Below are 26,555 nucleotides of genomic sequence, written 5' to 3' on the forward strand. Positions count from 1 at the left end.
TTCATTGTAAATGGTCTACAGCTCCACCGGTTCCTGCTCCAGCCGGATGCCGAACCGCGTCTCGACCTCCGCCCGCAGATGGTCACGCAGCTTCATGACCTCCCCCGCCGTCGCTCCGCCCCGGTTCGTCACCGCCAGCGCGTGCTTGGTCGACAGCCCCGCATGGCCCAGCGCAAACCCCTTGCGGAACCCGCTGGCCTCCAGCAGCCACGCCGCCGACATCTTCACCCCGCCCGCGGCCGCCCAGTGGGGAACCGTCTCATACCGCGCCGCAATCGACTCGTAAACCTCGCGTGTCACCACCGGATTCGTGAAGAACGACCCCGCCGACTGCGTATCCGCATCGCCTGGGATCAGCACCATGCCCTTCGCCGCGCGGATCTTCCGCACCATCGCCGCAGCCTCCAGCAACGACGGCGACTCTCCCGGCAAGAATGCCTTCTGCAGGTCCGCATAGGCCAGCAGCGGGGCGCCTCCCGGCGTCAGCCGGAAGCTCACCCGCGTCACAACATACCGGCCCGCATCCTCACGGTTCAAGCGCGAACGCCGATACGCAAACCCGCACTCCCCATTCGCAAAGTTCACCGGCGACAGCGTCTCGCGGTCAATGCAGCGCACCTCCGTAATCGTCTGCGAGACCTCCTGCCCATACGCACCAACATTCTGCACCGGCGTCCCGCCCACGGTTCCCGGAATCCCTGCCAGGCACTCCACGCCCTGCAACCCACGCTCGCACGCAAGCTGCACCATCGCATCCCACTCTTCGCCGGCCTCGGCAATCAGCGTATGCCCCTGCTGCGCAATGCCCTTCATCCCGATACGGATGACCAGCCCATCAAAGCCCTTGTCGCTTACAAGAAGATTGGACCCGCCGCCCAGCACAAACACCCCAAGCCCTTCTTCGCGCGCATACCGTAGCGCATCCAGAACCTCAGCCTCACTCGCCACCTCAACAAAAAAACGCGCAGCCCCACCCACTTTCAACGTGGTGTACGGCGCAAGCGGAATGTCTTTGAGCAGATGCATGGTGCAAGCTACAGGGTACAAGGTCTGAAGTGTCTATGTCGGATGTCCTGTCGTCCCAACCGGAGTGAAGGGACCAGCATTTATCTTTCTTGTCTTTGGTCATCCAGGAAGCCGGCGTCCCTCACCGCAAACTCGCCAGCAACCGCTCCCGCTCCTCGGCCAGAACCTCACACGCCGGCCCCTGCGCCACCACACGCCCTTCGTGGAGTTTGATCACCTCGGCATCCAGCAGAAGGCAGTCCGCAACCTCATGCGTCACCATCAGCACTGGCAATTGATTCCGCCGCGTCCAATCCCGCAACGCCAGTAACAGCTCGTTGCGGAACGATAACTCCAGCCCGGTAAACGGCTCATCCAGCAGCACCAGCTTTGATCTTTGCGGCATCAGGGCGCGGGCCACATTCACCCGCTGCGCCTGTCCACCGGAAATCTGGGATGGATAACGCTCCAGCAGATCCTCCAGGCGGAACAACGCCACCAGTTCCTCGAAGCGCACCGCATTGGTCTCTCCGCCCCATCCAAATGTCAGGTTCTGCCGCACGGTCCTGTGCGGAAACAACGCCGGCTGCTGTGCTGCCAGGGGCATTTGCCTGCGCCACGCCCCTCCACCCACAAGTCCGGCAAGATGCCGGAGCACCGTCGACTTGCCTGTACCCGACGGCCCAAATAAAACCGTCCACGGCGCACGCAACGCAATCATCAGGTCCAGGTGCAGGGTGCCAATCCTGGCGCTCACTCGCTCATGCAGAAAAACTTCAGACAAGGCGCGTGCTCCTCTGTCCAGCGCGCCAGTTCACCAGCAGCAGGGAAGTGAACGAAATCACAAGCAGCAACAAGGCCGTGCGGTTGGCCTCCGCAAAGTTGAAGTCCGCGACCTGGTCATACAGTGCAATCGACAGGGTCCGCGTAGCCCCGGGAATATTTCCACCCAGCATCAGCACCACGCCAAACTCTCCAACCGTATGGGTGAAGGCAAGAATCGTCGCAGTCAGAATCGAAGGCCGGATCAACGGCAGCGTAATCTCACGGAAGACGCGCATCGGTGATGCGCCCAGCGTCGCCGCCGCCTCCCGCAACGCCGGGTCCACCGCCATCATGCCGCTCACCAGCGGCTGAATCGCAAACGGTAGGCTGTACAGCATTGACCCGATCAGCAATCCCGCAAACGAGAACGCCAGCGGATGACCCAGTATCCGCATAATCATGCGGCCCACCGCCGTCGTTGGCCCCAGCAGCACCAGCAGGTAAAACCCCAGCACCGTCGGCGGCAGCACCAGCGGCAACGAAACCAGTGTCTGCACCACCGGCCTCATGCGGCTCTTCCCATACGTCAGCCATGCAGCCAGCGGCAATCCAAACGCCAGCAGAATCGCGGTGGCCGTCAGGGCAAGCCGGAATGTCAAGGACAGCGCATCAAGATCCATCGTGCAACCAAGTGTAACGGGGAAGAGTTTGGGTACCGGGTGGGTTCGCTGTCACAAATCTGGGTGCCCCATGCATCGCGCCGCGATGAGTGGGAAATCGCGCAGTGCGCGACCTGAACCAACAAACTACTGCACTGCCACCAGCCCCAGCTCCGGCAGCTTCTCCTGCACCTCTTTGCTCAAAAACCACTTCAGAAACGCATGCGCCGCATCGCGCTGGGAAGAGTTCCGCAGAACCACCGCCGTCTGGTTGATCGGCGTATAGCTGGCAAACGGAAAGAGCACAAACACGCCGCTGTCCTTGAAGTTTGGAGAAACCGCCAGTGTCTTTGAAATAATCGCCACCTGCGCATTGCCCGTCAGGGCAAACTGGCCGGACTGCCCCACATTCTCCGCCCGGACAATCTTGTCCTTCACCTTCGCGTCCAGGTGCAGCTTCTTCAGCGCCTCCATCCCCGCGCGGCCATACGGCGCATGGTCCGGATCGGCAACCGCAAGCCTCTCCAGCTTCGGAGACTCCAGCGCATTTAGGTGCAGCGGGTTGAACGCCGAATCCTTGCGCGTCCACAGCACCAGCGTGCCCTTCGCATAGGGAATCGGGCTTCCGGTATCGGCCAGGTTCGCCGCAACCACCTTTTCCGGGAAGAAAAAGTCGGCGCCCATGAACAGGTCAAACGGTCCGCCCGCGATAATCTGTGTCGCCAGCACGGACGAGGCCGCATACGAAATCTTCAGCTGGACATTCGCCTTCTTCTCATACACCGGCCCCAGTGCGCCCAGCACCGGCTGCAGGTCGGCGGCGGCGGCAATGCGCAACTCCGTCGGCTTTGCTTGTCCGAATACTGGACAGACCAGCAGCATCATCAGCAGCGCTTTGAGTAGGGAAGAGGCTTTACGATACCCTAGAGATACCCATGATAGTGAAGTCACACGAGCTTAGATGCACAGGGTGCGGTGTACGTATCGCAGGAACCGATGCGACCAGCAACTTTCGCTGTGCCCAGTGCGGCGAGCTGTATGAAGTCGTTTACCCCTGGTCGACCGATGACACCAACCTGCCCAACGCTGGCGCACTGCGCTGGCTCTGGCAGGAACGCCGCTCTTCGACCCTCGCAATAGATCAGAGCGGTGTATGGCGCTTCCGCGACCTTCTGCCCATCCTCGAGGATGCAAACAACGCCGTAACCCTCCGCGAGGGAAACACGCCGCTCTATGATCTGCCGCGTTGCGCGAAGATCGCTGGCATCGACTGGTTGTTGGCCAAGCACCAGGGCCTGAATCCCACCGGCAGCTTCAAAGACACCGGCATGACCACCGCCCTCTCCGTCGCTGCCGAGCGCGGTTACAAGGTCGTCGCATGCGCCTCGACGGGGAACACCTCCGCCGCCATGGCCGCCTATGCCGCCCGCGCCGGTCTTACCAGTATCGTCTTCATCCCCGAAGGAAAGATCGCCTGGGGCAAGCTCTCGCAGTCCATGGACTACGGCGCGCTCACCATTCAGCTCAAGACTGACTTCGATGGCTGCGTCCGCGTCCTCAATGACCTGGTCAAGCGCTTCCCGATCTACATGCTCAACTCCGTCAACCCCTATCGCCTCGAAGGCCAGAAGACCCCGGCGCTTGAGATGGTGGAGCAGATGGACTGGCAGGTTCCGGAGCATGTCATCGTGCCGGGTGGCAACCTGGCCAACAACGCCGCACTCGGCAAAGGCTTTGAAGAGATGAAGCGCCTCGGCCTCATCAGCCGTGTCCCGAAGATCTCCGTCATCCAGGCCCACGGAGCCAATCCGCTCTACCGTGCCATGCAGGCCAACGGAGGCGAGACCCTGGAGCCAGTCGTCGCCGACACCCGCGCCACCGCCATCCGCATCGGTAACCCCGCCAGCTGGAAGAAGTCCGTCAAGGTCATCAAGGCGACCGGCGGCTGGGTTGAGGAGGTTTCCGAGCAGGAGATCGCCATCGCCAAGGCCGAGATCGGCTCCGAAGGCATAGGCTGCGAACCGGCCTCCGCCGTCACCCTCGCCGGCCTCAAGAAGCTCACCCGCGACGGTCGCGTCGGTCGCGAAGAGCGCGTCGTCCTCCTCCTGACCGGACACACCCTCAAGGATCCCGAGTACACCATCGACTTCCATCGCGGAACTCTGTTGAGCGACCAATCGGTCTCTTCCTTGCAGAAGCCGCCAGTGGTTCTCGAAGCCGATACGGACGTGGTCCTGAAGGCACTCGAGTCCAGCATTAAGTTATGACCGTATCTGTAAGAGTTCCAGCAAGTTCTGCCAATTTAGGTCCCGGTTTTGACGCTCTCGGCATGGCCTTGGCCATGTACCTGGAGATTGAGGCGGAGGTCTCTGAAGAGACCTCCATCGCTGCCTCCGGGCGGGATGCACACCTGTGCGGCCGCCTCGACCGGAACCTGATTTTAAGCACTATTTTTGACCTTCTAAGCGCCTCCGGGCGCTCCATCCCCGGCCTGAAGCTCACTTTAAAGAACGAGATTCCGCTCGGCCGTGGGTGCGGATCCTCTGCGGCCGCCATCGTCGCAGCGGTTCTTCTGGCCAACGAACTTGGTCAGCTTGGCTGGGACGAAGCTCGCCTTCTCCGCGAAGTCTCGCGGATTGAAGGACATCCGGACAACGTCGCAGCGGCCCTTCTGGGCGGCGTCGTAGCCTCCGCCATGCAGCCGGATGGGGAAGTCGCAGCGGTGAAAATTGCCGCTCCCTCGGTCTGGCAATTCCTGGTAGCCATCCCAAGTGCTTCGTTATCAACAAGTAAGGCCCGTGGCATGCTGCCCGACGCGTACTCCAAGGCCGACACTATCTTCAACGTCCAGCGCAGTGCTCTCTTAATGGGCGCTTTCGCCGCCGGCCGTGGCGACCTGCTGCGCCTTGCCATGCAGGATCGCATGCACCAGCCCTACCGCATGGAAGCCTGCCCATTATTGAAGGCACTGCTGCCCATGTCAGGGAAAAATGGTGTTCTGGGAGTGGCTTTGAGTGGTGCCGGACCGTCGGTTTTGCTGGTCCTGGACAAGGAAACCGACCCCCAAACCATCATTGCCGAGGCCCAAAAGCTGAGTGGTGATCCCGGCTTGGAAGTTGTCGTTACAGCGGTTGCAGAGGGTGCTGTTTCCCAAAATAGGTAACACGTTACCCTCAAGTTACCGAAGATTACTTTACATCTGTTGATCACACCAATACTTTCAACACGTGGGCAGTTCTGGGGGAGGGCTGCTCCGGCGCCCGTTGATCTTTTCGGAGATCCGGGCGCTTTCCCTTTTAACCTGAAAACAAAGGTGTTTAGTTGACTGGCCGGTAGGCTGGACTGCGGCGATTGAATCGCAGCGGGGGCTGCTGCATCCTATAATCGGAAGGAAAACAAGGGAGGAACGATGGCGAACGTAGTTGATGTAAGCGATGCGACATTTGAGAGCGAGGTGCTGCAGTCGCAGCAGCCCGTAATGGTTGATTTCTGGGCCGCCTGGTGCGGACCCTGTCGAGCGCTTGCTCCCATCGTCGATGAAGTGGCCACCACCTACAGCGGACAGCTGAAGGTGATGAAGATGAATGTTGACCAGAACGCGCAGACGCCGGCCCGCTACGGTATCCGCGGCATTCCGGCCCTGCTGATCTTCAAGGATGGCAAGGTTGCCGAGCAGATCGTCGGCTATGTGCCCAAGGACACCATCGACAAGAGCGTGACCAAGGTCCTGGCCTAATCCCAGATAACAAGGTTGCGAAGAGCCCGCCCCTCGAGGCGGGCTTCTTTGCGTCTCGAAGGGGGTAACAGGTCTAGGGGGGAGCTCTGCAGAAAGTTTATGGGGGAGGCTATTTGCCAGCGAGCTTTATCTGGACCTCTCTGTTTTGCTGGAGCGATGGTTCTTCGTAAGCGGGCACCAAGGTTAGATCGATGCATTCGATTCGGTCCCGGCCAGATGCTTTGGCTCTGTACAAGGCTGCGTCGGCAGCCTTCAGCACGTCCTGAGGAGAAGCGGTATTCATGAAACTGCCCAGCGCGGCCCCGATACTAATCGTGACAGGTCGCGCAAAATTCTCGAACACAAGCTCATGCACAGCCGTCTGTAATCTGCCGGCAACGCCCTCCAGCCCGGAAAAGTTCACTCCTGGAAGAATAGCGGCAAACTCTTCTCCTCCATATCGGCCGATAAAGTCTCCAGTACGAGGGAGAGCGATTTGTAATGTGAGGGCAATACGCGAAAGGACTTCGTCCCCTGCACTGTGGCCGTAGGTATCGTTTAGAGCCTTGAAGTAATCGATATCAATCATCAGAATGCCGAGTGGCTGGCCAGAGCGTGAGATGAGATGCCACTCCCGATCAAGTGTCTGGTCGAAAGAGCGACGATTTGGGATACCAGTCAGGCCGTCGAGAGCCACCATCACTTCCAGCCTGTCTTTAGCCGCGAGCAGTTTTTCTTCCGCCTGAACAAGACTTTCCTGAATGAGGGCATTGCGCAGACCGTACCCAATGAGCGTTAGGAACAGGCCTGAGGCACCCACAAAGAAATGATGACGTGCGACGCTGATGCCGAGTACGGCGAGGGTTATTCCAACGAAGAGGGAACTGGAGACACGGGAGATCTGAATACTCTTTTTCGATGGTGGGTGGTTGCGAAACCATTCCGGCGGCTGATAGATCGCAACGATCATGACCAGAATGATGAGGGCTCTCATATCCGCAACGAGATCCCAGAAGATCTCCATGAAAGGGCCAACCTGGCCGAGGGTCATGTAATTGCGCGCACCGGTGAGTATGACCGTGATCCACGAGGTCGTGGTCATGATGAAGAAAAACCGGCGTTCTTCTTCATCCACTGTTCCCCACAATCGCAGGGTTGCGCCAGCCGCGATGAAGACACCCTGAAGAGCAAGCACCAGGTTCAGTTTGCGTAGACCAGCGTCGTCGATATGGCCGATCAGGTTGACCAGCGAGAAGATCAATATGACAAAGAGGACTCCCGTCAGAAGTGCAAGAGCAATATCGAGCGCACGAACCGGCAGTGTCTCTCGAGTGTTGAATTCACAGGAGATCGCAAGCAGTGAGGGAATGCTGGCCAGGATGAAGAGCAAGACGGGAATTCCCATCGAAAAGGCCTGCTGTTCCGTGAGCAATGCCCGAATGCCATAGAGCACCATGGCGACCATGCCCAATACCTGATTCAGCAGTAAAAGGAGCCAGCGCAGACGTGTCGCCGGGGAAGCTATCTGGCGAGCAATCCAGATTGTGGCAATGATTCCGAACACCCTGGTCAATGCGTAGGCAAACCATGTCGAAGAGTTATTCGCGCGTAGCTGTGGGAAGTAGGCTACTGACCAAACAAGAAGAAGGTTGGCCGCGCAGATAGCGGTGACCAAGAGTTTTGCCCTTTTGCTGCCGGCGGCAAATGCATCTGATCGGGGAATCGGCGTTCTCCTTGCAGCAGCAGAATAGCGTGACTCCTTGAACCCGTCATCACCAGAATGAAAGGGACGTTACTTAAAGGGATAAGTCTTGCCAATTCGCTGATTGGCGACTGTCGCATGCGATAACAGTGCTCTTCTCCGGGCTAAAAGTGCGTGGCCAGGTGGGCGAAGCCGGGCAGTTCGAGGAAGGTCTGCCCGGCGGGAGCCGCGGACAGTTCCTCGTGTTCGAGCATCCAGGTGTTGGCATGCGGAATGAAGATGGCGTTCAGACCGGCCTCAAGAGCGGGGTTGATGTCGCTGCGGGGCGAGTTGCCGATCATCCAGGTGCTTGATGCGTCGCAGCGGTGCAGGTCACGCAGCGACCGGTAGGCGTCGCTGTGCTTCTCCGGCAGGACTTCGATCCCGTGGAAGTAGGGTTTCAAGCCGGAGCGCTCCAGCTTGTCGCGCTGTTCCCAGTCATCGCCCTTGGTGACCAGGATGATGCGGTGGCGCGTCGTCAGCTCGGCCAGGGTCTCAGCCACGCCCGCGAGCAGCTCGATCTCCTGCGTGGCGATGGCGTCGGCAAAGCTGGCAATCTGGTGGTGTTTCTCTTCTGTGACGGGCTCGGTGCTGAGCTGCTCAAAGCAATTGCGTAGAGACATGCGGAAGCTCTTGAGGCCATAGCCGCGCTGGCGGATGGTCTCATGCTCGCAATTGTTCAGGTGATGCCGTACCTCTTCGGGAGAGTAGGTGTGATGATTGAGCAGGGAAATGAAGCCGGCGATCGCCTGCTCAAAGTAGATATTGTTCTCCCACAGGGTGTCATCCGCGTCAATGAGCAGGGTTTGGCTGCTGCTCAGGCGTTGCGTGTTGATCATGCTCATACCTTCTGATTTTATCCAGTGAAATGCACCGTGAAAGCGGTATGAGATCGCCGCGGCTGGCGGTATGATGGACGCACTTCCCCAAGGTACGTGTTGGGCCTCTGCCGCAAGTTGGCGGCAAGCTGCGATGTTTCGAATATGAGTATTGCAATCGGCAGTTCTGTAGGCCCGTACCAGATACTGGGCTCGCTCGGGTTTGGCGGCATGGGTTCGGTTTACCGGGCCATGGACACCCGTCTGCATCGTGAAGTCGCTCTGAAGATGCTGCACGACGACCTGGCGATGCCGGGGCTTCATGAACGTTTTCTGCGCGAAGCCCGGGCTGTTTCCGCGCTGAATCATCCCAATATCCGTGCCATCTTCGACATCGGCGATCACGACGGCGTTCCGTACATGGTGATGGAACTGCTGGATGGCGAGACCCTGCGCGATGCCATCAACCGTGGACCGCTGGCGCTGGGCGATGTGGTGAGCTACGGCAGTGAGATAGCCGAGGCGCTGGCGGCGGCGCACGCCAAGAACATTGTCCATCGCGACATCAAGCCGGCAAATGTCTTCCTGGTGCCGCGCCCGAACGGGACATCGCAGGCAAAGGTTCTGGACTTTGGCCTGGCGAAGATAGACCGTCCTCTGGACCACTCGCACCTGACGCGGGACCTGACGGTCTCCGGCTCGACGGTGGGAACGGTTTGCTACATGTCCCCGGAGCAGGCGCGCGGTGAGCAACTGGATGCCCGCTCGGATTTGTTCTCGCTTGGGGTTCTGCTGTACGAGATGGTGACGGGGCAGGTGCCGTTTGATGGCGCGACCAGCGCGGTCATCTTCGTCAACATCCTGAGCCATGATCCGCCGGCGATGAAGAGCTTTGGAGCCAATGTCCCGAAGGACCTGGAAAAGATCATCCTGAAGCTGCTGGCCAAAGACCGGAAGAACCGCTACCAGAGCGCGCGGGAGGTGGTTGCCGCGTTGGATGCGATCCGCGATGGGGGGAAGAAAGCCTGGTGGGCGCAACGCGCGAAGTCGCCGGTCAACGACCCTGGCGATCCGCAGGCCGTGAATCGCCGGGCCCGCCGTCCGTCGAGTCCCGCGGTCCCGGGTGGCCGCCGTGCGAATGACCTGCCGGAGCGGGCATCGCAGCCCTTTGTGGCGCCTCCGGAACAGCATGTTTCCGGGCCGAATGATGTGACGGAGATCAGCATCCCGGCTGCAGGATGGCGGCCTCCTGCGGCGCGTGTGAATCCGGCTCCAGTGGTGTCGAAGCCCGTTGAAAAGGAAGCCGCGGCCGTTGCCGTGGTGTCGGGAGCACGATCGGCTGTGCGGCCTGCCATCTCAGCGGAGAGTAATTCAGAAGAATACGAAAGCGCTTCGTACGACGAGCCGCAGAAGAAGAGCAGCCGGAAGCTTCTGGTCGCAGCCGCTGCTGTAGCTGTGGTGGCCGCGGGTGCGTTTGGCTATGTGAAGACGCGGAGCAGCAGTGTCGTTTCTGACGTGATGGTGCCGGGGCAGGCGGTCATGATTACCGCTCTGCAGAACCAGACCGGCGACGCGACGCTGAATGACTGGGTTGCGGCAGGGCTGGCCATGGAGTTGTCGCAGTCGCAGACGATTGTCTTCCGTGGGCCGGAGTCTTTTGCCGCTGAGCTTGCCGCAGAAGGAGAAGGCGCTGGAAACCAGCCGGTAGACGCAGCCAGGGCTCGCCAGGTAGCGTCTGATGCCGGTGTGCCGGTTTTTCTGTTTGGCAGCATCTCGTCAAGCGGCGCAAGCTACGACATCGCGTTGACGCTGAATGAGACCTCGTCCGGAAGGACGCTGGCCAGCTTCAGCGAACGCGCGGCAAGCAAGGAACAGATTGGTGTAACGCTGGACCGGCTGGCGCAGCCGCTGCGTGCGGCGTTGGGTGAGTCGAACAGCGACATGGAGAAGACCAGCGTCCCGTTCAACAGCCTGGCCAGCTCCTCGCAGGAGGCTTTGCGGGAGTACGCCCTGGGCGAGTTGGCGCTGAGCCGCTGGCAACCCATGCAGGCGATCCAGGCCTACGAGCGGGCGTCTGCGGCGGATGCCGGTTTTGCGCAACCGCAGGTAAAGCTGGCCATGCTGTATGAAGCCATCGGCGCCGAAGATGCGGCTTCGGCGGCGGCGCGCTCTGCCGGAGCGAATACCGGGAAGAGCGGGCAACGGCTGACAGCGCTGGGCTCGGTCGTCGATGAGCTGTACGCCAAGGGCAACCTGACCAAAGCACTGGAGTTGCTGAAGAGCTACAGCAAGGACTTTCCTGACGATACCGACGGCCTACGTCTGCAGGCCGTGGTGAACCGCAAGCTTGGCCATTGGGCGGATGCGGGACAGGCGGCGCAGGAAGGGTTGAAGCGCAATCCTGCCGATGGAGAGATGTATCGCGAAGCGGAGCAGGCAATGATTGCTCTGAACCGGTACGAGGCGGCGCTGGAACTGGAGCGGCAGGCGGCGAAGGCAGGATCGCAGCATGGCGGCCTGCAGTTGCTGGCGGCGTATCTGCAGGGCAATAACGATCTTCTGGACACGCTGGTGGAGAGCGCAAAGCAGCATCCGGATGCCCTGATGCTAAGCCCGGCCTATGCCATGTACCTGGATAACACGGGACACCTGCAGGCAGGAGCGGCGGTGTGGCGCCAGGCGATAGAGCGTGTTGGACAGAGCTCGAAGCTGTCTTCGGTTGCTGCGACGTATGCTGCGCAGGCCGCGCTGGATCGTGCGCTGGTGGCGGACTGTGCCGGGGCAAAGGAGTTTCTGGGGTCTGCGCAGACAACCACCGCTACGGCGGCCTACGATGCAGGGCTGGCGGCGGCGATGTGCGGGGAAGCAGAGCTGGCGCGACAGCATCTGGCTACGTTGAAGAGCCAGCCCGGGATGGCGGCGAAGGAGTATCTTGCGCCGATGGTCGCCGCGGCCATTCAGTGGAAGTCAGGAGAGGCTGCCGCCGCGCTGGAGGTTCTGTCCAGGGCCAAGAGCTACGACACGGTGACGATTGGAGCGTATCTGCGGGGACAGGCGCAGGTGGCGACGGGCAAGCCGCAGGTGGCGTTGATTGATTACCAGGTGCAGTTGCAGCATCGCGGCCAGTCGTTGCTGAGCGGCGGTACGGCGTATCCGGCGGCGCAGATCGGGCTGGCGCATGCCTATGATGCGATGGGCGACCACAACAACGCGGTTCCGGCTTATAAAGCGTTTGCCACGCTGTGGAAGGATGCCGGGACGGGTTCGCCGCTGCTGGCGGAAGCGAAGGCGAAGGGGAAGTAAGTCAGACCCGGAGCGTGTGCCGTCTCAGGCGCGAGGCTCGGTGCGGCGGTCGTGGTAGCGCAGCTCGATCATGGTGCAGTCGTCGGTGGGCGGAGCTCCGTTCATGAAGCGCTGCACGGAGTCGAACATCTCTGCCACGGAGTCGAACTGGGAGGCGGCCTCTTCCAGACGGTCGTCGCCAAAGAATTCGCCGTCAGGATCTTCGGCTTCGGTGACTCCGTCGGTGACGAGAATGAGGCGGCTGTTCTGCGGCATCTTAAGGTAAGCGGCGTCGTAGTCGGCGTCCGGCAGCAGGCCCACCGGAAGGTTGGTGGCGGTGAGCTTTTCCACCTTGCCGTCGCCCACCAGCAGAGGCATGACGTGACCGCAATTGATGTACTGCAGGTTGCCGTTTTTGCTCAGCTTCAGAACGATCATGGTGGCGTACTTGCCGATGTCTTTTGCGCAGATGAAGCGGTTGCACATGCGTGCCACCTGCTCCAGCGGCTGGCGCGCCGCGAGCTGCGAGTAAACGAGGCCCTGCAGCGTGGAGGCCAGGAGAGCGGCGGAGACACCCTTGCCGGAGACATCCGTAATGACGAGCGAGACTCCGTCTTCATCGACCAGAACATCAAAGAAATCGCCGCCGACGTCCTTACACGGCACGTTGCGGGCGTTGATGCGGGCGTAGGGGATGTCCGGGATCTGCACGGTCATCAGGCCCTGCTGGATGTGCGCGGCGATGTTCAGTTCTTCGCGGTAGCGGCGCGCGGCTTCATCGGCGCGGGCCAGGGAAGCGTTTTCGATCAGCGATGCGGCTTCTCCGGCGATGGTTTCCAGCAGGCCGCTGTCGACCTCGTTGAGTGTGCCGGCCTTCAGGCGGCTGTCGAGATAGAGCACGCCGAGAATTTCACCGCCGAACTCGGACTTGCTGTCGTCGTCGCCGCCAAAATCGGAATGACGGCTGCGCAACGGAATGCAGATGACGGTGCGAATGCTTCCGGCGACCATGGAGTCCGACAGGCTGCCTTCAGCCGAGAGCGTATCGGTGATGATGTATTCGGCGGCGCTGCGCGTGGCCTGCTGAATGGCGGACTGCGAGACATCGCGTGCGTCCGGGAGAGTTTCCCCGGCCAGTGAGAGTCCCACGGCCATGGTCAGCTCGCTGGTGTCGGTATCGCGCAGGTAGACGAAGCCGCGCTCCATCTTGGTCAGGTCCAGTGTGATCTCGACCAGGGATTTTAGAACCTCTTCGACCGCGCCGACGGCGTTGAGCTTGCGTGCTGCTTCCAGGAACCAGCGCAGCTTCTCAAGGTCAGAGCCTTCACTGGGCATGGCGATGGACTGCATCTGGCCCATCAGGTCTTTCAGGCTGGCGGTATCGCGGGCGGGCTTGCCGAAGCGCAGCAGGGGGCCGTCGGAAGAGCCGAAGCGAATCTTGTCGCCGGGGGAGAGTACCTGCGGGCCGGCCATGGCGTCCAGGCGGCGACCGTTCAGATACGTACCGTGGGTGCTGCGCAGATCTTCCAGCAGATACTGGCCGTTCTGGTGATGAATCTGCGCATGGGCGCGCGAAATGAACGGGTGGTCGAGCACCAGCGAACGGTCGTTAAGCCGTCCAATGGTGAATGGCACGCTGTCCAGCGTGCGGGGGAAGCGGTTTCCGCGATCCTCCAGCAGCATCTTCATGGGGGCAAACGTGCTCTCGGCCATGGTCATTTAGGTGGAGCCGCCAGTGTAGCAAACTCATGGCACGCTGCCGCACAGAAGCTCAGATGCGGCAGCGTAACCGAGGGCTAAATGGAGTATCCCGCCCGTTTGAACGGCATGGTGCGGACGCGATCTCCGTTTGCGGCGAAGAGCGCGTTGCCGAGTGCCGCGGCCAGCGGAGGAACGCAGGGCTCTCCCAGACCGGAGGGACGGAAGTCCGACTGGATGAAGTGAGCCTCGACCGGCGGAGCGCTGCGCATGCGAAGGATGGGGTAGTCGCCGAAGTTGGTCTGCTGAATGCGGCCATTTTCGACGTTGATCTCCAGCCCCATGGCGGTGGACAGGCCGTCGATGGCGCCGCCCTGCACCTGGTTCTCCGCGCTGCTCATATTGATGATCGGACCGATGTCGGCAACGGCGGTGATCTTATGTACGGTGATCTTCTTTTTGGCGTCGACGCTCAGTTCCACGGCTTCGGCGACATGTCCGCCGTAGGAGCAGGCAAAGGCGATGCCCAACCCATGTCCGGCAGGCAGCTTTTTACCCCAGCCGGCCTTCTCCGCGCACAGCTTCAGCACGGCCACGGCGCGCTGCGGGTTATAGCTGCGGCTCGGGTCAGGCCGGGGAGCGCCGGGTTGTTGTGCGGGCGCAGCCAGCGGGCGGGAAAGCCACTCTTCCAGGAACTCGACGTGGTCGCGTCCGGCGGCGAGAGCCATCTCATGCAGGAAGCTGCCGATGACGAACATCTGCACGTTGTCTGTGGGAGCGCGCCAGGGGCCGCAAGGAATCTGCAGCGGCATCTTGGTGAGGGCGTAGCGGACGTTCGGCGCGGCGTCGGCCGGGAAGCTGTTGTTGCTGAGGAAGCCGCCGGAGACGGCGGTCTTGCCGCCATCGGCCGAAAAGCTGACGAGATGGTTCTGGATGGCGCTGAGCTTGCCGTTCTTGTCTACTGCTCCCTTCAGGAAGTGGTGGCCACCGGCGCGGAACATGTCGTGCGCGAAGTCGTCTTCGCGCTTCCACTGCAGTTTGACGGGAGCGTTGACCTTCATGGCGATGGCTGCTGCCTCGCACATATAGTCATTGGCCAGACGGCGTCCAAAACCGCCACCGGCGCGCGTCTGGTGCACCATGACCTTGTCTTCGGTCAGGTTCAGCATCTTGGCCACCATGCCCAGGCCGCGGTCGGCCATCTGGCTAGGGGTCCAGATCTCCATGCAGCCGTCGTGCCACCATGCGGTGCTGGTCTGTGGTTCAAGCTGCTGGTGCGAGACCATGGCGTAGTCGTAGGCCACGTCGACAATCCTGGCGGCGGAGGCAAAGGCGGCGTCAACGTCGCCGACGTTGGTCATAGGAATGGGTAAGGTGGGGGCGAGTTCCTTGGCCTTTGCGGCGGCCTGCGTCAGGGAATCCTTGGAGGCTTCGCTCTCGTCCCACTCCACCTTCAGGGCGGCTTTGGCTTTGAAGGCCTGCCAGGTAGATTTGGCGATGATGGCGACGCCGGGCATGACTTCCGCAGGGTTGCCGGTGCCGTCCAGAACGAATGCATCAACAATGCCAGGCATCTTCTTGATCTCGTCCAGGTTGGAGCTCTTGACCTTGCCGCCTACGGCGGGGCATTTCACGTAGTTGGCGAAGAGCATGCCCGGCATGGTGACGTCGATGCCGAAGACCGGCTTGCCGGTAACGATCTTGTCGTTATCAACGCCGGTATAACGCTTGCCCAGCAGGGTGTATTCGGAGCGCGTCTTCAGCGTGAGGCTGGCAACCTCGGGCACCGGCATGGTGGCGGCATCCTTTGCCAGGGCGCCATAGCTAAGCTTGCGCTTTGACGGTGTGTGGATCACGAAGCTGTTGGCCGCGGTGCACTCGCTTACCGGAACCTTCCACTGCTTTGCGGCGGCGGCGATCAGCATGGAGCGCGCGGCTGCGCCGGCCTGGCGGAGCTGGTCCCATCCGCGCGGAATGGAGGTGGAGCCGCCTGCGCCCTGGTAGCCGTAGACCTTGGGGTTGATGGGAGCCTGATCGACCTTGACGGTCTTCCAGTCGGCGTTCAGTTCTTCTGCGATGATCAGGCCAAAGGCCGTCTTGATGCCCTGACCGATCTCCGGCCCCTTGGAATAGATGGTGACGATATTGTCCGGTGCGATGCGGACAAAGGCATTCAGCCCGGAGACAGTGGTCTCGTGGCCTGCCTCTTCGGCGCGGGCGGAACGTGTATCCAGATGGAAGGCCAGGACGAGTCCACCGCCGGCGAGGCTGGCCAGCTTCAGGAAGGAGCGGCGTCCCATGGCGGTGGCCGTGGCGGGAGCCGGCATGGTTGTCACTTCGGCGATCAGGGCCTGCATGTCGGCGTCATACTGAGCGAATCTCTCGATGGTCTGCATGGCGGCTCCTTATGCTTTCGTGCCGGCTGCCTGGTGGATGGCGGCCTTGATGCGGTTGTAGGTGGCACAGCGGCACAGGTTGCCGGTCATGGCGGACTCGATGTCGGCATCGGTCGGTTTGGGCGACTTGGCCAGCAGGGCAGAGGCGGCCAGGATCTGGCCGGCCTGGCAATAGCCGCACTGGGCCACGTCCTGGTCGATCCAGGCCTGCTGCAGGGCGTGGAGCTTTCCGTTTTCAGCGAGGCCTTCAATGGTGGTGATGCTGCCGGTGACCTGCGAGACCTGCGTCAGGCAGGAGCGGATGGGCTTGCCGTCCATCAGCACGGTACAGGCGCCGCACATGCCGACGCCGCAGCCATACTTGGTGCCTTTCAGGTCGAGATCGTCCCGGAGAGCCCATAGCAGCGGTGTGTCTTCGGCAACGTCCACGCTGCGGAGCTGTTTGTTTACCTTGATCTGGAATGCCATGACGCCACTCTCGCTTTCTCTCAGCGCGATGCAGACTCGCAATTGTTATGGGGCCGGGGGCTTTCCGCAGCAATGCGCAGGCCGCCCCGAAAGTCTGGAACATCATCGCATACCGGCTTAGACCTTCGGAAGCCGGGACGGATAGCGTTTTGCGCAGTATTCCGATCGCGCCTGAGCTCATTCTTCCTGTCCGTGCGGATGGCTGGTGAGGGGCATCGTGTGGCGGAGCAGAGGGTGCATTTGAGACACTAGGCAGAACCGACAAGTTTGAGGGTGTTATGAGTATGGAAACGCGCCAGTTCATTGAACTGGAAGATCAGTATGGAGCGCATAACTACCATCCGCTGGATGTCGTGGTGGAACGGGCCGAGGGCGCGTGGCTTTTCGATGTGGAAGGAAAGCGCTATCTCGATTGCCTGGCTTCGTATTCGGCGGTGAACCAGGGGCATTGTCATCCGAAGATTCTTGCCGCGCTGGTGGAGCAGGCGGGCAAAGTGACGCTGACCTCACGTGCCTTCCGCAATGACCAATTGCCGCTGCTGCTGAAGGAGTTGCATGAGCTGACCGGCTACGAGCGGGCGCTGATGATGAACTCTGGCAGCGAGGCCGTGGAGAGCGCGCTGAAGATTGCGCGCAAGTGGGGCTACAAGCACAAGGGAATTCCGGAAGGGCAGGCGGAGATCATCGTCTGCTCCAATAACTTCCATGGCCGCACCATCACGATTGTCGGCTTCTCTTCGGAAGACCAGTACCGCGATGGCTTTGGACCGTATCCCGCGGGTTTCCGCACGATTCCGTTTGGCGATGCCGAGGCCCTGCGGGCCAGCATTACGCCGAACACCTGCGCCTTCCTGGTAGAGCCGATCCAGGGTGAAGCGGGAGTGCTGATGCCTCCGGATGGTTTTCTGAGCCAGGTACGCACGATCTGTTCGGAGAACAACGTTCTCTTTATCGCGGACGAGATCCAGTCGGGCCTGGCGCGTACGGGTAAGATGTTTGCCTACATGCACGACGATGCGCGTCCGGATGTGCTGATCCTGGGCAAGGCGCTTGCGGGTGGTTTCTATCCGGTATCGGCTGTGTTGGCTTCGGATGAGGTGATGGGCGTGCTGCATCCGGGCGATCATGGCAGCACCTTCGGCGGCAATCCGCTGGCCTGCGCGGTGGCGCGTACGGCGCTGCGTGTGATTGTGGATGAGGACCTGGTGACCCGTTCGGCCAGGTTGGGATCGTTGTTCCTGGAGAAGCTGCAGGGCATCAAGAGCCCGGTGATTCGCAGTGTGCGTGGTCGCGGACTCTGGCTTGCGATTGAGCTCGAGGTTGCGGCGAGGCCGTATTGCGAGGCTCTGCAGGCCGAGGGTCTGCTCTGCAAAGAGACGCACAGCAACATTATTCGTATTGCTCCGCCGCTTTGCATTACGGAAGAAGAGATTGCGTGGGCGATGGAGCGGCTGACGCGCGTGCTGGAAACAGCGAAGTAGGGAAGCTGGACAAGAGAAAGAGGCCACCGCGGTTGCGGTGGCCTCTTTGTTGGCTAAAAGGAACGTTTAGAAGCTGAACTTCGCCGCCGCCTGGAAGATACGGGGATCGGCAGCCGTGGTGGCATTGCCGAAGGTGCCGGAGCTTACCGTGGTGGTGAAGCCGTTCAGGAACGGGTGGTTGAAGACATTGAAGCCCTCAATGCGCATCTGCAGCTTCAGGCGTTCGTAGACGTTGAAGTTGCGGCTGAGCGAAAGGTCAAGGTTGTAGTAGTTCGGCTGGCGGAAGGAGTTGCGGCCTACGTTGCCGAAGGTGCCCACGGCGTTCTGGGTGAAGGCAGCTTTGTTCAGGTAGCCCAGGTTGGCGCGGCGCTGAACCTTGTTACCGGTGTAGATGGCGGTTCCCGTAACGTAGTTCGGGCGGTCAAGGCCCTGGCCGGTGCGGGAGTTGTCGATGCCGCTGGTGACGTTCAGCGGGGTGCCGCTGAGGATGCGGACAATCGGCGCAAGCTGCCAGTCGTTGAGAACAGCGCGTGCAAAGCCGTTCATCGATTTGAAGTGACTGGAGGCAACGATGGAGGTGTTGAAGATATGCCGCACATCGAAGCCGCAGTTGGCGCGATCTCCACGCGGGTAGGCGGGGTTCTGGTTGATGATGCCGGCAACGTCGCCCGGCGCATCGCCAACGGAGATGCAGTGTGACCAGGTGTAGTTGGTCAGCAGGCTGAAGCTGTCAGACATACGGTGCTGTACGGCGGCAATAACACCGTTGTAGCTGGAGTCATAGCCATCGCTGATTAGCGTCATGGTAGGGCTGAAGAATGCACCCTGCGTCGGGTTCGCCAGGGCCAGGACCGTGCGCTGCGGAGCGTTGCCCACGGTGGAGCAAGCGCTGCCAGTACCCGGCGAAACCGTCAGAGCGCCGCAGGAGCCTGCGCCCGTCCAGGTGCCGGGAATATACACAGCCGGATTGATGGCGCGGCCCAGCCACAGGTGTGCGTTGTGGTTGCCAAGATAGCTGAGCGACATCATCCATCCGCGGCCAAGGTCCTGCTGGACCGAGGCGGTCCACTGGTAGACGGTTGGGGTCCGGATGTTCCGCGGCAGCAGAACGTAGTAGGCGTTGGTGGGGAAGACTGCCGAAGAGTTCGGCGGGAAGGTCCCCGGGAAGGGATTGCCACCTGCGTAATTGGCATAGGGATTGGTGAAGTCGACGGCTCCGGTGGTCGTACTCCCGTTCACCGCGATTTCATTGACGAACGGCGGGCTGGAGGTCAACCGCTGCGAGGTGTACAGGTTGGGCGTGTCATACATGATGGCTCCACCGGCCCGGAAGACCGTTTTGCCATTGCCGATGGGGTCGTAGCTGAGCGAGAAGCGCGGCGAGAAGTTGTTCCAACGATTGTTGGTGAACTTCTTCGGCACTCCCGCGTCGCCGTAGAAGAAGATGCCAGCGGGTGCATTGGGATAAACGGTGCTGTGGGTATTGGCGTTGAATGCGCTCTGGTCAAAGGTGGAACCGAGTCCGAACTTGTCGGTCTGGTAGAGCATGGGCTCGTAACGAACGCCAAGGCTCAGAGTAAGATGCGAGTTGAAGTGGAAGGTGTCCTGCGCGTAGAGCGAGAAGATGTTCTGGCGATAGGTGGTTTTCTGCTGACGGCTTTGCCCGAAGCTGTTCTGCTTTCCGGTCAGGAAGTCGATCATCGGCTCGCCTGCGCTGGTAACCACGCCGCCGCCTACATACTGTCCGCCGCTGGCTGCTCCGGTGAACGAGAAGTTTCCGTTCTGCAGGTAGCCGGCGTTGGTGTTGTCACCGGTGCGGATGTATTCACCGCCGAAGGCGATCTGGTGCTTGCCCCTGATCCAGTCGATGTCATCCGAAAAGGTCTCGGTATTGACGTTGAAGAAGCCGGGGGAGCAGGTGCCGCAACCGACGGAGAACTGGTTGGTGACGGACAGGCGTAAATCCACGGGAACGTAGGTGTAGATGTTGACGCCGATCGTGTTGGCGTTGATGCCACCTGCTGTCGGTCCCCGGTTATTGCGGCGACGTGTATAGCTGGCGTGCGCGCTGTTGACCAGATGGGGTGTCAGGGTGATCGTATCGCCCAGGGTGAAGGCCATCACACGCTGATCATTGCCGGCGGTGGTAGTAACCAGGAGGTTCGTCGGCGAATAGTAAGCGGGGGCCTTGTAGTTGGTGATGTATGAGCGGAAGAAGACGTTGTGGTTGCTGTTGATGTTGTAATCAACGCGACCGATGTACTGGTCTTCCGTGTAGTTCGCCGGGATGGCAACGCTGAAGAAGCCGGTCGTGGGATCGGCCAGGCTGGTAGGAAGATACTTGACCAGCGCGAGCGATGTCGGCGAAAGGCTGCTCGTTGGAATCTTACGGTAGTTAGCCAGGTTCGGATTGGTGTTGATCTTGGCGTTTGTCTTTGGATCGTACAGATTGCCGTTGTCGGCGATGGCGCGGGCGCAGTTGCCGGAAGCCGGCATCTGGCTGAAGTCTCCATTCAGTTCCGCTGCCGTCGGCAGGCAGACGTTCGTGGAGTTGCCGACCTGACGATTGCGCGTTCCCTGGTAACCGAAGAAGAAGAAGGCCTTATCAGAGACGATCTTTCCGCCGAAGGTGCCACCGAACTGATTGCGCTTGACGGTGTCCTTGCTGCCGGAAAAGAAGTTGGTCGCGTTGACAACGTTGTTGCGGATGAACTCAAAGGCCGATCCGTGCCACTGGTTGGTGCCCGAGCGTGTAACGGCGTTCACCAGGGCTCCGGGGTGCAGACCGTTGCGCGCAGGCAGCGAGTTTGATTCAACGGAGAATTCCTGCAGAGCATCCGGGAAGGGAAAGGGCAGGTTCACATTGGTGAAGTTATCGGTGTGGCCTCCGCCATCCAGCAGGTAGTTGTTGTAGTTGCCCTGCGATCCTGCGACCGAGATCACCACCGAGGTGATGTAGTTCTTGGAGCCGACCATGTCGTTGTTCGGCGCGGCGACGGCGCCACCGGAGAGCAGCACAAGCTGCGTGGGCTGGCGGCCGTTCAGCGGAAGCTCGGTGATGCGCTTCTGATCGATGACCTGCTTGTAGGTCGCCGATTCGGTTTCGATGGCAACCCCCGAGGAAGCAACCTCGATGGTTTCCGTCGATGTGCCGACGCTGAGCGATGGGTTGATGGTGATGCTGCTGCCTACCTCCAGCACCAGGCCGGTCTGCGAGTACCCCTTGAACGATGCCGCCGTGACAGAAAGGGTATAAGCGCCCGGCGGGATGTTCGGCAGCGAATAGCGGCCTTCCGAATCAGTAACCGTGTTGCGGGCAATTTTGGTGCCGTTATTGGTGAGGGTGACACTGGCGCCGGTGATGGCGGCTCCTGTGGGGTCTGTGACTCCCCCTTGAAGGCTGGCCGTGCCGCCTGTCTGGGCGAACACAGAAGCCGTGGTCATCAGCAAGAACAACAGCACCATCCATGAGGATGCGATGCGTCTTTGGCCAAAAGTCATACAAGGACTTCCTTTCCGATTTTGGTCAGACCATTTTTTTGAAACTGCAGAATTGGCCTGCCAAAATTCGACGGAACTATAGGAGTCCTACGGGTCGAGGGTCAACGGAAATCTTGTCCTCTATTGGATTTTTTCCCGCGATGAAACGTCCCAATTTCTCCATATGCTTCATAAATATTGATTAGTTACTGGGTTGAAATAAAGTTCGGAGCTCGTACGATGCCTCTTTCCGCCTTCCGCCTCTCTCTGCGAGAGAGCATGCTGAAAGTTTCTTATCGAATATCCCAAGGTCATACCAAAGAGAGAGAAAAAACCACGGCCAACCAGTTATGTTCAACAATATGGGCGGATGCTTGACGGAATGGGCAGGCCGGTCTACGATCTTCTCCATGACGCATCGTCTGTATCCGCATCTGCGTTGTTGTTGCTCCCGCTAGCCCACAGGGCCTGGCAGGTTGAGCACGCACATCTTTCCGTACATATCCCATGAGATGAGAAAGTCGGTCGGGTTTTTCCGGCATGGACTCGCGCGTATTTCCCTGCAGGAAGCAGCGTCACGGCCGTTTCCGGCCTCCAACCCAACAGTTTCCAATTTGAGAGGTAACGCTATGACCTTTTCCGCAGTTCGTTTCGTCGCAACCACGGGAGTTCTTGCACTCGCATCGTTGCATGCCTATGCCGCCAAAGTTCAGTTGAAGGCGGAGTTGACCGGAGCTCAGGAGGTTCCGTCCAAAGATGTAGCGGGGAAAGGAACGTTGACGGCCACGCTGGATACGGAGAGTGGTGAGTTGACCTACCACGTCACCTTCAGTGGATTGACAGGTCCGGTGACCGCGGCGCACTTTCATGGTCCGGCGGCTGAAGGAGTGAACGCCAAACCGCAGGTGCCGGTCAAGGTGAATCCGATTGAAAGTCCACTCGATGGTACGGCCCAAATTACCCCCGAACAGGGGAAAGACCTGGTGGAAGGTAAGTGGTACTTTAACCTCCATACTGCGGCGAACCCCGGTGGAGAGATTCGCGGTCAGGTCCTAAAGCAGTAAGCAGAAAAGCCGAGTAAGGATGTAAAGGAGAAAGACCCCATGTCCCGGTTCCATCTGCTACAGCAAGATCGTTCGAGACGTTCCTTTTTAAAGGGTGTGCTTGCCGCTGCGGCGGCAAGCTACACCTTGCCTGCCCTGGCGGTTCCAACGAAGATGGCTGCGGTGCAGCCCGGCAACGAGTTGCTTCACGGAGCGATGGAGGCGGCACGATGGGTGCGCGCGAGTGAGATGAGGACGGCGCAGGGGAAGTACTGGCTGCCCGATCCGACTCATCCCAGCCGCGAACTTCCGCCAGCGCAGAGCAGAAGCATTCGCCGCGGCAGTGCGGGGATTCTGCTTTTCCTGCTGGAGATGTACTCCGCTACCGGAGATCCCGCTTATCTTGATGACGCGGTGAGCGGAGCGCGGTATCTGGCCGCTACGTGGCAGCAGATGCTGCATGATTCGTCCGTTGCTCCGGGAACGCGGCTGTCTTTTTATGACGGGCTTGCAGGCGCGGGTTTTGCGCTGACGCAGACCTGGAGTTACAGCAAGGAAGAGCCGCTGCGCCAGGCGGCGGATGCGATTACCAGCTATTTGAGCGAAGCTGCCGTGCGCGACAGCGATGGTGTGAGTTGGTCGGAGACATCGAGCATTGCGGGCGACAGCAGCGTGATTCTGTACCTGCTGAATGCCGCGCAGGCCTTGCAGGATCCGGGCTACCGGAAGGTGGCGGCCCAGGGGGCTGACCGCCTGGTAGCGCTGCAGACCGATGGATCGGCCGATCATTCCTGGAGCGAGTTGCCATCTCGTCCGGTCCACTCCACTGAGCGTGCCTATATCCCGAACTTTGAGTATGGGACTGCGGGGATTGCCTACACCCTGGCTCGTGTTTATGAAGATACCGAGCAGGCCGACTATCTGCAGGCTGCGCGTGAAGGCGCATTCCGTATTGAACGGGTGGCCTGCCGTCAGAAGGACGGTGTCCTGATTCCGTACTGCGTGCCGGATACGATGTCGAACTTTCAGATCGGTTTCAGCCAGGGAGCGGCGGGTACGGCGCGTTTGTTCTACCAACTGCATAAGGTCACCTCGGACAATGCCTATTTCCTGATGTCAGAGAAGCTGGCCGACGGTATTCTTGGGGCGTTGAAGCGTCCTTTGACCGCCCTCGCTCTGGAGGAGAATGCGCTGTGCCAGCACTCAGGCAAGGCCGGCGTGATGGAGTTTCTGCTGGGGATGGGCAAGGTGACGGGCGATACGCGCTACACGCAGGCCGTCAACCGCATTGGCCGGGAGACCATCGAAGAGATGGACTTCCATGGGCATCGCAGCCGCTGGTTCGATAACTACAGCCATGTTCCGGCGCCGCAGGATACATGGGAGACGGGGTATTCGTTTGGCGCGGCCGGCATTGGAAGCGCGCTGTTGCACTCGGCGATGGTGGAACATACGGCGTGGCAGCCTATTGTCTGGCCGGACAACCCGTTCCCTCATATTTCCGCACTCTAAAAGCCATTCTGGCTAAAACGGATCAGCTTTTCTGCCGGGCCCCGAGCGCAGGTGCGCTACACTAGCGCCACGCCGGGCCCGCGGAACGCTACCGAAGACATGTCCAACTGATCGGAGACGAGATGTACCCATCGCGCCCTGATACCGATGTCTCGCGCCAACCCCTGCCCGTCGGTGTTTTGATTGCAGCCTGCTTTGGCAACGCGCTTGAGTTCTACAGCGTGACGGTCTACGCGTTTGTGGCGACGACCCTTTCGCCCCTTTTCTTTCCGCATAACAACCCGGCAGTCTCCATCCTGTTGACCTTTGGGTTGTTCGGTATCTCCTATCTGGTGCGTCCTATCGGCGGCATTGTCGTGGGAGCCTATGGAGACCGCAAAGGACGCCGCGCCGCGTTGCTGCTGACATTGGAGATCACGCTGGTGGGCACGGCATTGATGGTTGCCACGCCATCCTACGCGAGGATCGGTTTGTGGGCACCGCTACTGGTGCTGATGGCGCGTATTCTGCAGGGCTTTGCGTTGGGCGGTGAGTTGGGAAGCGCAACCGCGTACCTGATGGAACAGGGCCCGGCGCATCGTAAGCCGTTGTTTGCCAGCCTGCAGTTAGCCAGCCAGGGGCTGGGCGGCATTGTGGCTGCGACCGCAGGACTAATCTTTACGAATCTGACGCCGGAGCATCGAGCAAGCTGGGGATGGCGGCTTATGCTGGCCATGCCGCTGTTCCTTGCACCCATCGGGATCTATATCCGCCGTCATCTGAATGAGAGTTACGAGTTTCTCAACAGTGAGCGGGCACGCGTGTCGACGGCGAGGCTCATCTATCACTACCGGTCGATGATTGTGCTTTCCGCCGCGACCATTGCAGCGTTGACGGCCAATATTTACTTTCGCGTCTATCTGCCGGCGTTTGTCAGCAGCAACCTGGGACTGCCAGCCTGGTCTCCGTTTGTGTTGATGTACATCACCTCCGTGATCAACATGATCGTGGTGCCGGTGGTGGCGCGTATCTCCACACCGGAAAACAGCCGCCGCATCATGATGGGAGCGTTGGTGCTGCTGACCCTCGCGGTGTGGCCCGCGATCGTGATGGTGACGCGGCACCCAACCGTGATGCACATGCTGGTGGGATGCAGCATTCTTACCGTGCTGGGTGCAATTTACAGTGCGCCGCAGAGCTACGTGATCGCGAGTATCTTTCCGACGCAGATGCGCAGTGTGGGGGTTGCCACAAGTTATAACGTCGCCGTGTTGGCCTTTGGCGGCTTTGCTCCGGCGATCTACTCCGGGCTTGTCCAGATGACAGGCAATCCGCGATCACCAGCGGCGTATCTGCTGGGTGCGTGTGCCGTCAGCTTCGTATCTCTGTTCTTCCTTCCGAACCGGACGATTGCGCCGCCCACTAGGCAGGCCGCAACGCCGCTTCCGCTGGCGCTGCTTCAACAGGCGCATGTGGGAAGGAGATCGATGCAGCATTCTGGGTGCTGACGACATCCTCCACGACCTCCCGGAAGAGTTCGAGCGCATGGGAGGCGTTGCCTTTCTGCCACATGAGACCCAGCACCATGTTGTGAATGGCGCGATCAAACGGAATAACACGGATACCGGGGAAGTTGGCGCGTGCCATCGATCCAGCGGCCAGACCAACACCTTTGCCTGCGGCGATCATCGCATAGCGGATGCCGGTTTCAAGCGGCGCTTCCACCAGCTCACCGGTGAGGTTCTGCTGCTCCAGCAGACCGGTGACAAAGCCACGATGTTTGTGGCAGTCTTTTGCGGATGCGATGAAGATCGGGCTGGTGGCGAACTCTGCCATGGAGATAGTGCCGCGTTGTACGGCAGGATGTTTCTCCGGAAGCACGGCCGAGAGCTTCTCAGCGCGCAGGGGAGTGAACTCCATGCCGCGCAGCTGCCAGTCAGGCGTCATCAGCAGGGCATCGACCGTGCCGTTGACCGCGGCCATTTTCATGGCTTCAGGCGACAGCATCATCACTTCAAGATCCAGACCGGTGTCACGCAGGCGCAGCTCGCGCAGCACATCCGGCAAAACGGTGTGTTGACCGACCGGGCCGCAGGCAATGGTGAGCCGCTCGCGCGGCTGCTCTTCCATGTCGCTCATGGCTCGCCGCGTCTGTTCCAGAATGACGCGCGCGTGCGATTGCAGGCGCATCCCTTCTGAGGTCAACGAAACGCGACGTTGCGTGCGGTCAAACAGGGTGACACCGAGCGAAGTCTCCAGAGACTTGATCTGAAACGAAAGTGTAGGTTGCGCGATGCTGAGGGAACGCGCTGCGCGGCCAAAATTCAGGTGTTCTGCCAGGACGAGGAAATACTCCAACTGCCGGATGCGGAAATCCATCCTACCTCCGTGAGTCTGTTGTATTGCTTGGGGTTTTACTGGCTTCGTGCGAGGAATTATTTGAAAAATCGCAGATTTCATACGCCTCGTCAACCTAAATCAGGATTTTGTTCGAATAGGGGGATAAAAAATCA

19 protein-coding genes are annotated in these 26,555 nt (G+C 60.3%); 8 read left to right on the forward strand and 11 right to left on the reverse strand.

Annotation, left to right across the window (positions count from 1 at the left end):
* Window positions 1-15 precede the first annotated feature (15 nt).
* The 4 genes from OHL13_RS05195 to modA all read right to left on the reverse strand — a co-directional run bounded on the left by OHL13_RS05195 (window position 16) and on the right by modA (window position 3,314).
* Window positions 16-1,026, reverse strand: coding sequence for a UDP-N-acetylmuramate dehydrogenase (locus tag OHL13_RS05195; protein ID WP_263409040.1), 1,011 nt, complete (start codon window positions 1,024-1,026; stop codon window positions 16-18).
* A gap of 121 nt (window positions 1,027-1,147) precedes the next feature.
* A complete protein-coding gene (locus tag OHL13_RS05200; RefSeq protein WP_263409041.1) occupies window positions 1,148-1,789 on the reverse strand; it encodes an ATP-binding cassette domain-containing protein in 642 nt (213 codons plus the stop codon).
* Window positions 1,782-2,429 carry a molybdate ABC transporter permease subunit gene (modB, locus tag OHL13_RS05205; protein ID WP_317889902.1) on the reverse strand — a complete coding sequence of 216 codons (648 nt, stop codon included), beginning with the start codon at window positions 2,427-2,429 and terminating at the stop codon, window positions 1,782-1,784. Before modB ends, OHL13_RS05200 begins: the two co-directional genes overlap by 8 nt.
* A gap of 147 nt (window positions 2,430-2,576) precedes the next feature.
* A complete protein-coding gene (gene modA / locus OHL13_RS05210; RefSeq protein WP_263409043.1) occupies window positions 2,577-3,314 on the reverse strand; it encodes a molybdate ABC transporter substrate-binding protein in 738 nt (245 codons plus the stop codon).
* Between the two features lie 50 nt (window positions 3,315-3,364).
* Here modA and thrC point away from each other — a divergent pair, with 50 nt between their 5' ends.
* The 3 genes from thrC to trxA all read left to right on the forward strand — a co-directional run bounded on the left by thrC (window position 3,365) and on the right by trxA (window position 6,165).
* Window positions 3,365-4,696: a threonine synthase gene (gene thrC / locus OHL13_RS05215; protein ID WP_263409044.1), complete on the forward strand. Its 1,332-nt coding sequence runs from the start codon at window positions 3,365-3,367 to the stop codon at window positions 4,694-4,696.
* Entirely contained in the window at window positions 4,693-5,592 is a 900-nt protein-coding gene (gene thrB, locus OHL13_RS05220; protein ID WP_263409045.1) for a homoserine kinase, read from the forward strand. Before thrC ends, thrB begins: the two co-directional genes overlap by 4 nt.
* Before the next feature lie 246 nt (window positions 5,593-5,838).
* Window positions 5,839-6,165 carry a thioredoxin gene (gene trxA, locus OHL13_RS05225; protein WP_263409046.1) on the forward strand — a complete coding sequence of 109 codons (327 nt, stop codon included), beginning with the start codon at window positions 5,839-5,841 and terminating at the stop codon, window positions 6,163-6,165.
* A 109-nt stretch (window positions 6,166-6,274) separates the two neighbouring features.
* Here trxA and OHL13_RS05230 read toward each other — a convergent pair whose 3' ends face one another.
* Both OHL13_RS05230 and OHL13_RS05235 read right to left on the reverse strand, forming a co-directional pair.
* Window positions 6,275-7,819, reverse strand: a complete 1,545-nt coding sequence (locus OHL13_RS05230; RefSeq protein WP_263409047.1) for a GGDEF domain-containing protein — start codon at window positions 7,817-7,819, stop codon at window positions 6,275-6,277.
* Window positions 7,820-8,010: 191 nt separating this feature from the next.
* Complete coding sequence (locus OHL13_RS05235; protein ID WP_263409048.1) at window positions 8,011-8,724, reverse strand: HAD family hydrolase; 714 nt, start codon at window positions 8,722-8,724, stop codon at window positions 8,011-8,013.
* Between the two features lie 144 nt (window positions 8,725-8,868).
* Between OHL13_RS05235 and OHL13_RS05240 the strand changes: the two genes are divergently transcribed.
* Window positions 8,869-12,006 carry a serine/threonine-protein kinase gene (locus tag OHL13_RS05240; RefSeq protein WP_263409049.1) on the forward strand — a complete coding sequence of 1,046 codons (3,138 nt, stop codon included), beginning with the start codon at window positions 8,869-8,871 and terminating at the stop codon, window positions 12,004-12,006.
* A gap of 24 nt (window positions 12,007-12,030) precedes the next feature.
* Here OHL13_RS05240 and OHL13_RS05245 read toward each other — a convergent pair whose 3' ends face one another.
* The 3 genes from OHL13_RS05245 to OHL13_RS05255 form a co-directional block, all read right to left on the reverse strand.
* Window positions 12,031-13,704: a SpoIIE family protein phosphatase gene (locus tag OHL13_RS05245; protein ID WP_263409050.1), complete on the reverse strand. Its 1,674-nt coding sequence runs from the start codon at window positions 13,702-13,704 to the stop codon at window positions 12,031-12,033.
* Between the two features lie 77 nt (window positions 13,705-13,781).
* On the reverse strand, window positions 13,782-16,079 hold the full coding sequence (locus tag OHL13_RS05250) for a xanthine dehydrogenase family protein molybdopterin-binding subunit (protein ID WP_263409051.1): 2,298 nt from the start codon (window positions 16,077-16,079) through the stop codon (window positions 13,782-13,784).
* A 9-nt stretch (window positions 16,080-16,088) separates the two neighbouring features.
* Complete coding sequence (locus OHL13_RS05255) at window positions 16,089-16,547, reverse strand: (2Fe-2S)-binding protein (protein WP_263409052.1); 459 nt, start codon at window positions 16,545-16,547, stop codon at window positions 16,089-16,091.
* Between the two features lie 278 nt (window positions 16,548-16,825).
* Between OHL13_RS05255 and rocD the strand changes: the two genes are divergently transcribed.
* Window positions 16,826-18,028: an ornithine--oxo-acid transaminase gene (gene rocD, locus OHL13_RS05260; RefSeq protein ID WP_317889903.1), complete on the forward strand. Its 1,203-nt coding sequence runs from the start codon at window positions 16,826-16,828 to the stop codon at window positions 18,026-18,028.
* Between the two features lie 66 nt (window positions 18,029-18,094).
* Here the strand turns inward: rocD and OHL13_RS05265 are convergent, their stop codons facing one another.
* A complete protein-coding gene (locus tag OHL13_RS05265) occupies window positions 18,095-21,529 on the reverse strand; it encodes a TonB-dependent receptor (protein ID WP_263409053.1) in 3,435 nt (1,144 codons plus the stop codon).
* 608 nt (window positions 21,530-22,137) lie between these two features.
* Between OHL13_RS05265 and OHL13_RS05270 the strand changes: the two genes are divergently transcribed.
* The 3 genes from OHL13_RS05270 to OHL13_RS05280 all read left to right on the forward strand — a co-directional run bounded on the left by OHL13_RS05270 (window position 22,138) and on the right by OHL13_RS05280 (window position 25,550).
* Window positions 22,138-22,572, forward strand: coding sequence for a CHRD domain-containing protein (locus tag OHL13_RS05270; RefSeq protein ID WP_263409054.1), 435 nt, complete (start codon window positions 22,138-22,140; stop codon window positions 22,570-22,572).
* A gap of 39 nt (window positions 22,573-22,611) precedes the next feature.
* Entirely contained in the window at window positions 22,612-24,063 is a 1,452-nt protein-coding gene (locus tag OHL13_RS05275; protein WP_263409055.1) for a lanthionine synthetase LanC family protein, read from the forward strand.
* Window positions 24,064-24,185: 122 nt separating this feature from the next.
* Complete coding sequence (locus OHL13_RS05280; RefSeq protein WP_263409056.1) at window positions 24,186-25,550, forward strand: MFS transporter; 1,365 nt, start codon at window positions 24,186-24,188, stop codon at window positions 25,548-25,550.
* On the opposite strand, the gene OHL13_RS05285 is transcribed toward OHL13_RS05280, so the two are convergent.
* Complete coding sequence (locus tag OHL13_RS05285) at window positions 25,465-26,421, reverse strand: LysR family transcriptional regulator (RefSeq protein WP_263409057.1); 957 nt, start codon at window positions 26,419-26,421, stop codon at window positions 25,465-25,467. The two genes, OHL13_RS05280 and OHL13_RS05285, sit on opposite strands and share 86 nt — an antisense overlap.
* Window positions 26,422-26,555: the final 134 nt, after the last annotated feature.

This window comes from Terriglobus tenax (assembly GCF_025685395.1).
In the GTDB taxonomy this organism is placed as follows: Bacteria; Acidobacteriota; Terriglobia; order Terriglobales; family Acidobacteriaceae; genus Terriglobus; species Terriglobus tenax.